Source organism: Pseudomonas sp. 05N431 (genome assembly GCF_056397005.1).
In genome coordinates this window covers 1-12,662 of the sequence record NZ_JBFTMN010000024.1, presented here as the reverse complement: position 1 = coordinate 12,662, position 12,662 = coordinate 1, and the positions used below count along the sequence as shown (strand labels likewise).

General features: G+C 58.9%; 14 protein-coding genes. 3 read left to right on the top strand and 11 right to left on the bottom strand.

Annotated elements, in window-relative coordinates; genetic code table 11:
- Nucleotides 1-208 precede the first annotated feature (208 nt).
- The 5 genes from speE to AC1DIG_RS26755 form a co-directional block, all read right to left on the bottom strand.
- The gene (gene speE / locus AC1DIG_RS26775; RefSeq protein ID WP_477769712.1) at nucleotides 209-1,084 is read right to left on the bottom strand and encodes a polyamine aminopropyltransferase; all 876 of its coding nucleotides are present in this window, start codon (nucleotides 1,082-1,084) and stop codon (nucleotides 209-211) included.
- A gap of 288 nt (nucleotides 1,085-1,372) precedes the next feature.
- Nucleotides 1,373-1,564 (bottom strand): PLDc N-terminal domain-containing protein, encoded by a 192-nt coding sequence (locus AC1DIG_RS26770; protein WP_477769711.1) that lies wholly within the window; start codon nucleotides 1,562-1,564, stop codon nucleotides 1,373-1,375.
- A gap of 88 nt (nucleotides 1,565-1,652) precedes the next feature.
- Nucleotides 1,653-2,183 carry a hypothetical protein gene (locus AC1DIG_RS26765; protein WP_477769710.1) on the bottom strand — a complete coding sequence of 177 codons (531 nt, stop codon included), beginning with the start codon at nucleotides 2,181-2,183 and terminating at the stop codon, nucleotides 1,653-1,655.
- A 299-nt stretch (nucleotides 2,184-2,482) separates the two neighbouring features.
- Nucleotides 2,483-3,001, bottom strand: coding sequence for an ankyrin repeat domain-containing protein (locus AC1DIG_RS26760; protein WP_054593488.1), 519 nt, complete (start codon nucleotides 2,999-3,001; stop codon nucleotides 2,483-2,485).
- 97 nt (nucleotides 3,002-3,098) lie between these two features.
- Nucleotides 3,099-4,937, bottom strand: a complete 1,839-nt coding sequence (locus AC1DIG_RS26755) for a long-chain-acyl-CoA synthetase (protein ID WP_477769709.1) — start codon at nucleotides 4,935-4,937, stop codon at nucleotides 3,099-3,101.
- A 406-nt stretch (nucleotides 4,938-5,343) separates the two neighbouring features.
- On the opposite strand from AC1DIG_RS26755, the gene AC1DIG_RS26750 reads away from it, so the two are divergent.
- Nucleotides 5,344-5,622, top strand: a complete 279-nt coding sequence (locus AC1DIG_RS26750; RefSeq protein WP_024264778.1) for a DUF3509 domain-containing protein — start codon at nucleotides 5,344-5,346, stop codon at nucleotides 5,620-5,622.
- Nucleotides 5,623-5,689: 67 nt separating this feature from the next.
- Here AC1DIG_RS26750 and AC1DIG_RS26745 read toward each other — a convergent pair whose 3' ends face one another.
- The 6 genes from AC1DIG_RS26745 to aroC form a co-directional block, all read right to left on the bottom strand.
- Entirely contained in the window at nucleotides 5,690-5,956 is a 267-nt protein-coding gene (locus tag AC1DIG_RS26745; protein WP_477769708.1) for a helix-turn-helix transcriptional regulator, read from the bottom strand.
- A gap of 246 nt (nucleotides 5,957-6,202) precedes the next feature.
- Nucleotides 6,203-6,886 (bottom strand): acireductone synthase, encoded by a 684-nt coding sequence (gene mtnC, locus AC1DIG_RS26740; RefSeq protein ID WP_477769707.1) that lies wholly within the window; start codon nucleotides 6,884-6,886, stop codon nucleotides 6,203-6,205.
- Nucleotides 6,887-6,890: 4 nt separating this feature from the next.
- A complete protein-coding gene (locus AC1DIG_RS26735) occupies nucleotides 6,891-7,436 on the bottom strand; it encodes a 1,2-dihydroxy-3-keto-5-methylthiopentene dioxygenase (RefSeq protein WP_054593491.1) in 546 nt (181 codons plus the stop codon).
- A 99-nt stretch (nucleotides 7,437-7,535) separates the two neighbouring features.
- On the bottom strand, nucleotides 7,536-8,156 hold the full coding sequence (locus AC1DIG_RS26730) for a methylthioribulose 1-phosphate dehydratase (protein ID WP_145021731.1): 621 nt from the start codon (nucleotides 8,154-8,156) through the stop codon (nucleotides 7,536-7,538).
- The gene (locus tag AC1DIG_RS26725; RefSeq protein ID WP_477769706.1) at nucleotides 8,153-9,298 is read right to left on the bottom strand and encodes an MFS transporter; all 1,146 of its coding nucleotides are present in this window, start codon (nucleotides 9,296-9,298) and stop codon (nucleotides 8,153-8,155) included. The genes AC1DIG_RS26730 and AC1DIG_RS26725 overlap by 4 nt, the downstream gene beginning before the upstream one ends.
- 34 nt (nucleotides 9,299-9,332) lie before the next feature.
- Entirely contained in the window at nucleotides 9,333-10,424 is a 1,092-nt protein-coding gene (aroC, locus tag AC1DIG_RS26720) for a chorismate synthase (RefSeq protein WP_019693022.1), read from the bottom strand.
- A 95-nt stretch (nucleotides 10,425-10,519) separates the two neighbouring features.
- Here aroC and AC1DIG_RS26715 point away from each other — a divergent pair, with 95 nt between their 5' ends.
- Nucleotides 10,520-11,530 (top strand): alpha/beta hydrolase, encoded by a 1,011-nt coding sequence (locus AC1DIG_RS26715; RefSeq protein ID WP_477769749.1) that lies wholly within the window; start codon nucleotides 10,520-10,522, stop codon nucleotides 11,528-11,530.
- A gap of 100 nt (nucleotides 11,531-11,630) precedes the next feature.
- Nucleotides 11,631-12,422, top strand: a complete 792-nt coding sequence (locus tag AC1DIG_RS26710) for a hypothetical protein (RefSeq protein ID WP_477769705.1) — start codon at nucleotides 11,631-11,633, stop codon at nucleotides 12,420-12,422.
- The last annotated feature ends 240 nt before the right edge of the window (nucleotides 12,423-12,662 follow it).

Here is a 12,662-nt window from a genome sequence, read left to right as displayed (position 1 = left end):
AATGTTGCACGATCACTCACAGCATTGCCATTCATAACTGGCAAGCAACCCCCAAAGCCTGGCTTCCAGGGCTCTGGATCAAGAGTCACAGTAGGGTGAGTGTTAAATCGGCATGGGTGAATTGTCTTGGAGCGTTTGTGAAAATTTCGTACAACGCATATCTGGAAACACAAAAAAGGGCCTCGCGGCCCTTTTCAGTCAATACCGCTTAATCATTACCTGGCTTGTTCACCGCTTGCAGCACGTACTGCGGAAGAGCGAATGCGCCAATATGGATTTCCGGATTGTAGTAGCGCGTGATAATGCCGCTGCCGGCAAAACGCTGACTCAGGGTTTCGCGCGACAGCTTGCGGTACGCCGTGTTGGTCGCGCCCCAGGCAAACGTCATGGCACCGCCGATGTAAGTCGGCACCGCGGCCTGATAGAAGTGCCAGTCAGGGAACAGACTGCGCAAGCGGCCAGCGGTGGTCTTCACTTCTTCGATCTGCATGAACGGCGTGCCGTTCTGGGTCACCAGAATGCCGCCTTCGTTCAAGCAACGGCGACAGGCCTGATAGAAGTTCTCCGAGAACAGCACTTCACCCGGACCGATCGGGTCGGTGGAGTCCGAGATGATCACGTCGAATTTTTCCTGGGTGGTGGCGACGAAACGCATGCCGTCGTCGATCACCAGGTTCAGGCGTGGGTCATCGAACGCGCCCTTGGAGTGGTTCGGCAGGAACTCCTTGCACATGTCGACCACGGTGCCGTCGATTTCGACCATGGTGATGTGTTCGACGCTGCGGTGCTTGGCCACTTCACGCAGCATGCCGCCGTCGCCACCGCCGATGATCAATACGCGCTTGGCGGAGCCGTGAGCCAGGATCGGCACGTGAGTGAGCATCTCGTGGTAGATGAACTCGTCGGCTTCGGTGGTCTGGATCACACCGTCCAGCGCCATGACCCGGCCCATGCGCGGGTTCTCGAAAATCACCAGGTGCTGGTGCTCGGTGCGCACTTCGTGCAGCAGTTTTTCCATGCGAAAACGCTGGCCGTAGCCTTCGTAGAGGGTTTCCAGGTATTCGCAGGTGTTGGTGGTGCTCATGGGAAGTCCCCCGGTGAATGCTGGTGGCAACGGACGGTTACCCGCCCATGATGGACAATCGCAGACGCTGGGCAGGCGATTGTCCAAGGAAAGGCGCGCATTCTACGTCGCCGAACATGACAGGTCGAACCTTCGTCGAACCAAAGATCATTCGAGTACACAGTGAACCCCTGTGGGAGCGAGCTTGCTCGCGATGACGGCGGCCCATCCAGCACCAATGTGGCAGACAGACCGCAATCGCGAGCAAGCTCGCTCCCACAGGGTGATGTGTTGGTATTGAGGGCAGTGTCAGAACCGCACGTTGCCCCGGGGCCCCGCAATTGCCCAAATAACCAGGCCCAGCACCGGAAGCAGGAGAATCAGCAGCACCCAGATGATTTTCATCCCGGTTTCTGCACCGCTTTTAAGCACGTTGATGATCGCCCAGATATCCAGCGCGAGGATGATCAGGCCAACCAGGCCATTGAAGGTGGCACCCATGGTGTCGCTCCCAGAAGAAGAAATTCCCCCTTAGGATAGTCGGGCCTGATGATGGCTCCGTTTTATTACGGTTAGCGCCGTAATAGCCTTAAACGTGAATCGCCACTTTCAGCGCTTCCAGGGACGGCGCCGCGGCAATCCCGATGTGCGCACACAACTCCAGCACCCGTGGAACATCGTTGCCATAGACCAGCACAGTCTGAATCTCGTCATCGAGCAGTTGGCTGAAGTTCATCAGCGTGTAACCGCCGTTTTCCGGGTTCATGCTGCCCATCTGGACTTGGATGCGGTTGAGTGCAGTCAACGCTTCGGTCTTGGCCAGTTGCTTGGGCTTGATGTTGAACGCCACGCCCGGGCCGAAAGACGCAACGATCTGCGCGAACAGGTCCATGTAGGTGTCGGCCTGGAACAGCACGGTTTCCGGCAGGCTGCCGACCACCACCCACTCACCCAGCGGGATCGGGAAAGTGTCGTCGTAGTTGATGTCCGGGTTGGCCGCCAGGAACGCCTCGGGATCGGCATAGGCCTGGGCGGCTTCATCGGCGATCTGCACAATTTCCGCCTCGCTCATGCAGCCGGAGCTGATTTTGCTGATGAGTTCGATGAGTGCGGCTTTCATGGGCAGATCCTGTAGCGAGGGGTTTTGAGGGCGCGAAGGATAGCGCATTCGCGAATGGATACCGAGCCCAGGAGTCGGAACGCAGACTTGTGACAAGGAAGCGCAATCACGCTCGTACGTCATCCGTAGCAGCTGCCGAGCCTGCGAGGCTGCGTTCGAGCGCGCAGCGGTCGTAAAGTCATGCAATGCGGTCTGCCTGGAGGAACGCGTTACCTGATTTCACGACCGCTACGCGGCCGAACGCAGCCTCGCAGGCTCGGCAGCTGCTACAGGTCATGCGGCGCGCTCCTCGCCACGGATCAGCCGAGCAGCTTCTGCAACTGTGCCGTGGTGTCTGCCGCACCCATGGTCCTGGCCGCGTCAAGAGCGTTGATACCGTTGGCATCCTTGGCCTTGGGATCAGCGCCTTTGCTGATCAGGTAGTCGACGATTGCGCTGCGATTGAACATCGCAGCCATCATCAATGCAGTGCGTCCATCAAAGGACGAACCTTCAACCTCGGCGCCACCTTCAACCAGGGCGGTCACTACTGCCAGATCGCCTTTGAACGCCGCGCCAGCAATCGGGCTTTGGCCATTTTCGTTGCGAATCTCTGGATCAGCCTTGTGCTCAAGCAGCACTTTCACTGCATCGACGTGGCCGTGATAGGCGGCCAGCATCAGCAAGGTGTCGCCCTTATGGTTACGCAGGTTCGGCGGCAGGCCTTTGCTCAGCAGTGCGGCGAGCATCGCCGCGTCGCCATCGCGAGCCTTGTTGAACACCTGCTCGGCAAACTCCGCGGCTTCTTCCGGGGTCATCTGGCGGGATTTGTCTGTCATTGGGGACTCCACATTCGGTCAATCGCAAAGCCGTTAGTTTCCTTAAGCGCCCTTACCCCTGTCACTCCTTTTTTCTCTCGTCCGGCCATAGCCAGAATCAATAACGGAACTTACCAGCGTGGATATCCGCCAGTACCTGTTCGGTGACCTGCACGTAAGTGTCCGAGCCCGGTAGCCAGGCGTAGACCGGATCGTTGCCGGTTTTGCGCGGATCGAAGGCTTCATCCTTGAGGCGGGTCTTCTGGTACTTGAAGGTCCCGGTGGTCTCCATTTTCACTTTCACCCGCAAAAACAACGGCACCGCATAGGCCGGCAGGTGTTGGCGAGCGAAGCTCAGCAACTCACGGAAGTCCAGGGTCGCCAGGGATTCAGCCGGGGTAATCGCAGCCATGCCAGCGCGGCCATTGGTGTTGTTGATCTCGACGCCATAGGCCACCGCCTCGGCAATATGGGGGTGCTTCAAGAGGATGTTCTCGACCTCGGTGGTCGACACGTTCTCGCCCTTCCAGCGGTAAGTATCGCCAAGGCGATCGACGAACTGAGCGTGACCAAAACCGATGCTGCGCAACAAGTCGCCAGTATTGAAGTAGCGATCGCCCTTCTCGAAGACGTCGTGGAGCACGACTTGTTCGGTCTTCTGCGGGTCGGTGTAGCCATCGAGCGGCGCCTTGTCATCGATCTTTGCCAGCAACAGGCCTTGCCGGCCTTTGCCGACTTTCTGCATGAAACCCTTGCTGTTGCGGATCGGCGTACAGCTGTCGTGGGCGTACTCGACCAACGCCCAGGACATCAGCGAGAAGCCGATGGTGTTGTCAAAGTTGAGGATGTTGCTGAAACCGATATTGCCGTCACTGGCGGCGTACAGCTCACAGATATGCTTGACCCCGAAGCGCCGTTTGAACTCGCTCCAGACGCCGGGGCGCAAGCCGTTGCCGATCATCTTCACCACCGCGTTATCACGGTCGGCGGCGCTCGGCGGTTGATCGATCAGGTAACGGCACAACTCACCGACGTAGCCGATGGTGGTCGCCTGGTATTTGCGTGCGTCGTTCCAGAACTGGCTGGCGCTGAATTTGCGCCGAATGGCAAAGCCCGACGCCCCACAAATTGCCGAGCCCCAGCACACGCATAATCCCGTGGCGTGGTACAGCGGCAAGGTGCAATAGACGACATCGTCGGGGCGCATATCCAGGGCGACCAAGCCAAAAACAGTGGATGTCTTCATCCAGCGGCCATGCTTGAACACTCCGGCCTTGGGCAATCCGGTCGTGCCGGAGGTGTAGATATAGAAGCAAGGGTCGTTGAGGTACACCTGCTGGCTGCTGAGCGGGTTGTCGCTCGGGCAATCGGTGCTGGCGTGCATCAGATTGATGAAGCCTGCGGGCACCGAGCCGGGATCACGGGAGGTGTCCTGATCGGCCACCCACCAGGTTCTCGCGGTATCGATGGCAACCTGTTCGCGGATCGTCGAATACGCCTCGACCAACTCCTCGCCCACCACGATTGCCGCCGGAGCCACCAGATTCACGCTGTGCACCAGCGCCTGTTGGGTTTGCGAGGTATTGAGCATGGCGCTGATCGCGCCAACCTTGGCCACTGCCAGCACGGTGACCAGCAGTTCCGGACGGTTTTCGATGAAGATCCCGACCACATCACCTTTGCCAATACCCTGGGCAATCAGGTAGTGAGCAATGCGGTTGGCCCACTGATTGACCTGTGCATAACTGAGTTTGACCTCACCTTGCAGCAGCGCCGGGCCATTGGGATTGCGATGCGTCGCTTGCTCGAAGCTCCAACCAAGGCCGCAAGGTTGATCCGGCTGTTTGACATTGGCGACTTTAAGCCCCCTGACCACCCGTGGCAGGGCTTTGGCAATAGACGGCAACTTACGGAGCATCATGCCCCAGGTGATCATGTCGTTTGACGCGAGACTCATGGTTGCTCCCGTTCGGTCCTTGATGTCAGGCCTGTTTTGTTATTGTCGGGCGAACATTTGGTCGCAGGTGTTCAGGCAACTTCATTCCTGAATGAGGGACGGCAGATAACCTCTCGCTAGAGATTCAATAAAAGAGCCAGAAGAGTTGATGCAGGCCAAAAAGTACGCCCGCACTTGTGTCGCTGTACACGCGGTTTTTGAAATGTTTTGTATCCGGGTCGATACTGCCGCGAGCGCGCAAAATGCAGGATGCACGATGGCCATTCATGCAGAATGCACGATGCCGAAAAAATTCACGCTTTATATAATATTGATTTATAAGGATTTTTTTAAACACTCATACTGGCACAATCAGTGCACCTATCACTCCATGCTTGCCATTCAAGTGCATACGGAGCTGATCGACATGAGCCTGATCCAGGAAAAATTTTCGTCCCTGTTCTCCAACTTCGACGTCACCACGCAAGCACGCCCTGACGGCGGTATTCTGCTGACGCTCAATAGCAGCGATGGCCGAGTGTTCAAACGCTCGATTTCATACGCTCAATTGCATGCCGGCGATCAACTGTCCTGGGTAATCAGTGCCATTCGCCGTGACTTGGCCGAACAGGCCAGCGAACTGCCGCAGATTTCGATGCTGCAAAGCCAGCAGCGTTTCGCCTTGCCGACCTATCACTCGAGATAAGTACCAACCGCTCACACCTTTCAGGTCGTGCAAGCCTTGCGCTGCACGGCCTGAGTGCGTTTTGAGCTCAGCTCAACAAGCCACGATTAACCGCCTCGCCGACTGCTTGGGCACGGTTGGTGACTTCGAGCTTGGAGTAGATATTGCTCAGGTGATACTTCACCGTCGCCTCGGAAATATCCCGAATCACGCTGATTTCCCACACCGTTTTCCCGGCCTTGGCCCAATACAGAATCTCCAGTTCCTTTTTGCTCAGCGGTTTGCCTGCCGGATCCGGACGCTGTCGCTTTGGTGTTTTCAACACGGGAGTGCCGGCCCGCTTTGGTGTTTTCATCCTTAGCCCTCTCACCAGGAGTCCGCACCATTGCCAAGCGCAAAATAGTGCCTGGATAAGCGAACAAACTTAAGGGCCGAAGAGTTACACAAGGAAAAGATTAAACAAGTAAGGAAAACCACAAACAGGCATGGCCGACTTATCAACAGGCAACTTCCTACACGTCCTACAGACGTGCGTTGGCCGTGATGTTAGTCCGTGATGGAAAGCCGGCTGACCACGTGAGTTGCAGTCAGCCGTAGCCACTCAGAACGTGGCTGGATCGATCTTTGAAAAACTGCTGACGTTCAGATGCCCGGCGAGTTCGCCGCCTTCGCGTACCAGTCCGCAAGTAGCCATACCGGCCTCACGGGCGGCATCCAGTTCCTGAACGATGTCGGAGAGAAACAGGATCTGCGCAGACTCGCAACCAATGGCTTGAGTAATGCGCTGATAGGACTGCGCCTCACGCTTGGGCCCTGACGTGGTGTCGAAGTAGCCACTGAACAGCCGCGTCAAATCACCGGCCTCGGAACAACCGAAGATCAGCTTCTGGGCCTGGATCGAACCGGACGAGTAAACGAACAGTTGATAACCGGCCTGATGCCAGCGTTTCAGCGCATCGACCGCGTCCGGGTAAACATGCCCCTTCAACTGCCCGGCCTGATAACCCTGCTCCCAGACCATCCCTTGCAACGCCTTGAGTGGCGTGGCCTTGCGGTCTTCGGCAATCCAGCCCAGCAGGATTTCAATCACCCGTTCAACGTCGGCGCCAGGTTCGGCGCTGTCCTGGCGAACCGCGTCGATCTGCCGGGCAACGTCGGCCCGTTGCGCCTGCTGACGGACAAAGTCCGGCAAATGTCTGGCGGCGTAGGGGAACAGCACCTCGAACACAAAACTCACCGCGCTGGTGGTGCCTTCGATGTCGGTGAGAATGGCTTTGATCGTCATGCCATCAGTCCTCGAGACGCGGGAAGCGACTGGCGATATCGTCGCCGGTGAAGTTGGCCACCCAGCCTTCGGGGTTGTTGAACAGCCGGATCGCCACGAAGTGCGGGTGCTCGCCCATGTCGAACCAGTGTGCAGTGCCGGCGGGTACCGAAATCAGGTCGTTTTTCTCGCAGAGCACGGCGTACACGTAGTCGTCGATATGCAAAGTAAACAGGCCACGGCCCGCGACGAAAAATCGTACTTCGTCTTCTCCATGGCGATGCTCTTCCAGAAACTTGGCGCGCAATTCGGCTTTTTGCGGGTGATCGCTGTTGAGGCTGACCACGTCGACAGTGATGTAACCGCGCTCGGTCATCAACTGGTCGATCTGCACCTGATAAGCGGCAATCACTTCTTCCTGACTGGCACCTGGCTGGATCTTCGCCGCGGCTTGCCAACGGTCGAAGCGCACACCTTTTTCGGCCAGGGTCGAGGCGATATCGTCGAAGTGGGTCAGGACCTTGTTCGGCAGGTCCGGGCTTGAAACGTGGTAAACGGACAGGCTGCTCATGTTGGCAATTCCTCGTTAGCGGCGCTGCCGTCCGGCTTTTACAGGCCGGTCAGGCAACGCGTTTCATCAGACGGTTGGCGACTTCAGGTGAAGTAAGCCTTAGCGGTTAATCAACGCGCGCATTTTCAGCTCGCATTCAAACAGGAACTCAAACGCTTCGATCTGCCGCAACGCATCGCTCATCTTCGGGCCCCACGTGTAGAGGCCATGACCGCGAATCAGGTAACCGACACACTCGGGATGGTCGTCGAGCCATGGCTGGACTTTGGACGCCAGGCGCCCGATGTCCTGATCGTTGTCGAAGATCGGTACCCGCACCCTGGATTCATGGGTCGAGATCCCGCTGAAGGCTTTTTGCAGCTCGTAGTCTTCAAACGTAATGACCGGACTCTGCAGCAGCCGCGACAACACCGTGGCATTGACCGAATGGGTGTGCAACACCGCACCGATGTCGGCCCGCCAATTATATAGCTGGGTGTGCAGCAGGGTTTCAGCGGACGGCTTCTTGCCAGGCTCCAGGCTGTTGCCCGACATATCCGTGGCCAGCACGTCATCAATTCCCAACTGCCCTTTGTGTTTACCGGAAACGGTCAACAGGGCTTCGGTGGCCGACAGTCGTGTCGAATAGTTGCTGCTGGTAGCGGGCGACCAGCCTCGGCCATACAAAAAACGCCCGGCGTCGATGATTTGCTGGGCGAGCTGTTCACGGGTAAGGCTCATGGCCTGTCCTCTTGCATACGTGTGGCAATGATAACGGCTGCAGCGAACGCTGCGAGGCTGGCAATACTAAAGGTCAATGTAGCGCCCAGGGCATTCCAGCTGTAACCGGAATACAACGCGCCCAACGCACCGCCGGTGCCGGCCAGTGCTGCGTACAACGCCTGCCCCTGCCCTTGCTGGCGTGCGCCGAAGCTACGTTGCACGAAATGGATGGCAGCGGCGTGAAAGCTGCCGAAAGTTGCTGCATGCAGAATCTGCGCAAACAGCAGCACCCACAGGAATTCGGCGAACGAGCCGAGCAGCAGCCAGCGTAACGCCGCCAGCAGGAAACTCGCCATCAGCACCCGGCGCACCGAGAGGCGCGCAAGGATCTTGCTCATGAACAAAAACATCAGGACTTCGGCCACTACTCCCAACGCCCAGAGCATGCCGATCACACCGCGGCTATAACCCAGCCGCTCAAGGTGCAGGGTCAGAAAAGTGTAATACGGCCCATGGCTCATCTGCATCAGTGCCACACAGGCGTAAAACGCCAACACACCGGGGCTGCGCAGTTGATTGAGAAAGCCCTCGCCCGTCAGCCGATTGCCTTGCGCCGGCTGGGCGTTCGGCACCCAGAGGCTGCTGATGACTATTCCGCCCATGATCACCACCAGCGTCACCGGGTAGATGTCCAGGCTCAACCATTCGAACAACCGCCCCAAGGCGACCACGGTGATGATGAAGCCGATCGACCCCCACAAGCGGATCTGGCTGTAGCGCGAAGCCTGGCCCTGCAAATGTGCGAGGGTGATGACCTCGAACTGCGGCAATACCGCGTGCCAGAAGAACGCATGCAACGCCATGACCATCGCCAGCCAGGCGTAGCTTTTGCTGACGAAGATCAGCGAAAAGGTCAGCAGCGTACAGATCGCGCCGAAGCGCACGATGGCCAGGCGCCGGCCGGTGTAGTCACCCAGCCAGCCCCAGATATTCGGCGCGACGCAGCGCATCAGCATCGGGATCGCCACCAGTTCGCCAATGCGCGCGCTGGAAAACCCCAGGTGATCGAAGTACAGCGCCAGGAATGGCGCGGTCGAACCGAGCAAGGCGAAATAGAACAGATAGAAGCTGGACAACCGCCAGTATGGAAGCGCCGCCACGGCCGTCAGACCGCGGCGACGTCAGGGCACGGCTTCACAGCTGGCCCAGCACCGGGGTGCTGACGCGTACGTCGGCGTTTTGCCCGCGATTGCGCAGCAGGTGATCCATCAACACGATGGCCATCATCGCTTCGGCAATCGGCGTGGCACGGATGCCAACGCACGGGTCATGACGGCCCTTGGTAACGACGTCCACCGGGTTGCCGTGGATATCGATCGAACGGCCCGGCGTGGTGATGCTCGACGTTGGCTTGAGTGCCAGGTGCGCAACGATTGGTTGCCCCGAAGAGATGCCGCCCAGAATCCCGCCCGCGTTGTTGCTGAGGAAACCTTCGGGGGTCATTTCGTCACGGTGCTCGGTGCCGCGCTGGGCGACACTGGCGAAACCGGCACCGATTTCCACGCCTTTGACCGCGTTGATGCTCATCAGCGCATGGGCCAGCTCGGCGTCGAGGCGGTCGAAGATCGGCTCGCCGAGACCCGGTTTCACACCTTCGGCGACCACGGTGATCTTCGCGCCGACCGAATCCTGGTCACGGCGCAACTGATCCATGTAGGCCTCAAGCTCTGGCACTTTGTCCGGGTCGGGGCTGAAGAAGGCGTTTTGCTCGACCGAGTCCCAGGTCTTGAACGGGATTTCGATAGGGCCAAGCTGGCTCATGTAGCCGCGAATGACGATGCCCTGGGTGGCCAGGTACTTTTTCGCGATCGCCCCCGCGGCCACACGCATGGCGGTTTCCCGCGCCGAGCTGCGGCCACCGCCACGGTAATCGCGCTCGCCGTATTTGTGGTGATAGGTGTAGTCGGCATGGGCCGGGCGGAACAGGTCCTTGATCGCCGAGTAGTCCTTGGACTTCTGGTCGGTATTGCGGATCAGCAGACCAATCGCGCAACCGGTGGTGCGGCCCTCGAACACGCCGGAGAGGATTTCGACTTCGTCGGCTTCCTGGCGCTGGGTGGTGTGGCGGCTGGTACCGGGCTTGCGGCGATCCAGATCACGCTGCAAGTCTTCCAGGGACAGCTCAAGGCCCGGCGGGCAGCCGTCGACAATGGCGACCAACGCCGGACCATGGCTTTCGCCCGCGGTGGTGACAGTGAACAGCTTGCCGTAGGTATTGCCGGACATGCAGGACGCTCCGTGAATTCGCTGAGTGACTCAACCTGAAAATGTAATGTCGGCGAGTATACGCAGGCTATCCAACTAGTTCATCCTCGAACCTTATTGGTGCCTTCGAGTCCAACCGACACCTTCTGAATGATGGCGTGATGATGCTGCGAGTTATTGCCTTGAGCCTTACCCTGTTTACCGGCCTGCTTGCCAATATGGTTCAGGCCTCCGTTCTGCAACGTCCGGTCAGTCTGGATACCGGCAGCGGCGAGCTTTTCGGCTCGATGTTGCTGCCAAAGTCCGAGAGCCCGGTGCCGGTTGTGCTGATCATTTCAGGCTCGGGTCCCACGGATCGCAACGGCAATAACCCGGAGGGCGGCAACAACGACAGCCTCAAGCGCCTGGCCTGGGTGTTGGCCAAACACAACATCGCCAGCGTGCGTTACGACAAGCGCGGCGTAGCAGCCAGCCTCGCGGCGACCCCGGATGAACGCAATCTGACCCTTGAAGCGTACGTTGCCGACGCGGTGGCCTGGGGGCAAAAGCTCAAGTCCGACCCGCGTATGGGGCCGCTGATTCTGCTCGGGCACAGTGAAGGTGCGCTGGTGGCCACGCTCGCCGCCCCGCAAGTCGATGCCGCCGCAGTGATTTCCGTGTCCGGCAGCGCCCGACCGGTAGACCAGGTCTTGCGTCAACAATTGAGCAATCGAATGCCACCCGATCTGCTGCTGCGCAGCAATGAGCTGCTGGACAGCCTCAAGGCCGGGCATGTCGATGAACATGTTCCGACGCCGTTGCAGGTGATCTTCCGTCCCAGCGTGCAACCATACCTGATCACCCTGTTTCGCCAGGACCCGGCAGCGGCCTTCGCCAAGTTGAAAATGCCGGCGCTGATCATCCAGGGCAGTAACGACATGCAGGTCGGCGTCGGTGACGCACGGATGCTCAAAGCGGCGAAACCGGATGCCCAACTGGCGCTGATCGAAGGCATGAACCACGTGATGCGCATCGTACCCAATGACATCAAGCGTCAATTGGCCTCCTACAAAGACCCGCAACTGCCCCTCGCCGTCGAGCTCGGGACTCAGATCTTGAGCTTTATTGACGGACTTCGCCCCAGTTAAGCCGATTTTACCCTCCAGTCCTGGAAAAAACGGCCGATAAGCCTGTGTCGGCAGCCCATTTGGCTACCGCCAAGCAGGGCTTGGACAGGATCTCGCCGTTATGACTGATACCCAGAATTCACCCGACACCGCGCCAGAAGCCGCCGCCACTGAAGTGGTCGACCTGCCGTGGTCGGACGTCCAGGCCGAGCACCACAAGATGCTTCGCCTGGCGCCGCTGAAAACCGATCGAGCGACCGGTGGCCGGCCATTGCGCTTTGTCGAGTTTGGCTATGCCGAGCGCAACAGCAAAGAACGCAGCCTGCTGCGCATGAGCATTTCGCTACCTGGCCAACGGGTGCGCAAAGAACAGAACCACCTGGATGTCTGGGTCGATCACGAGACCCGTCGCGTGCACTTCGGCCCCGACAGCGGTCTGCAGATTGAACCGCTGAACCGTGGCATTGGCCGTTTTCTGGCGGCTCAAGGCATTACGTGGGCGAAGAAAAAGTGGTCGAGCTACACCGTCGACGGTGCGGACCTGAACAACAAGGACGCCCTCAACGAAGACACCCGCCTGCGCCGCGACCACTTCCTGCGCGTGCACGGCTTTGACGTGGTCTACGCCGACGCCCAGCATTTGAAGGGCAGCGTCAAAGAGGTAAAAGTCGGCGATCTGCTCGGCGACTGGAACTCCGAAAAACTGCAGTTCGTGGAAATCCTCGAAGCCGCGCAGATGCTGCAGCAAGCCGAGCAGAATCTGGCGGAGCAGGAAGTCAAACTGCAAAAGCAGGAAGAGAAAGTCAGCAAATACAAACGCGAGGACACCGGGCTACGCTTCACCATCACCTGTCTGGTGGCGTTTTCGGTGTTCCAGGCGGGACTGCTGATCTGGATTGCTACGCACCGCTGAACAAAAAGATCGCAGCCTGCGGCAGCTCCGAAGAAGATCACCAGCGGCGCCCTAACCACTCAACAGGCCGAGCGTTAGCTCGCCTGCCGCTGTTGATCTTGATCCACCCGCCCCTTCGGGAGGCCGAGTGGAGGTGTTCATCAGGGGGTGGGCGCGCAGCGCCGTACGGCGCAGCCGGACACATCGAGAGGAGGTCGTCGCGCAGCAGACCGTAGGCGATGCCCCCTGATGGACACCGGA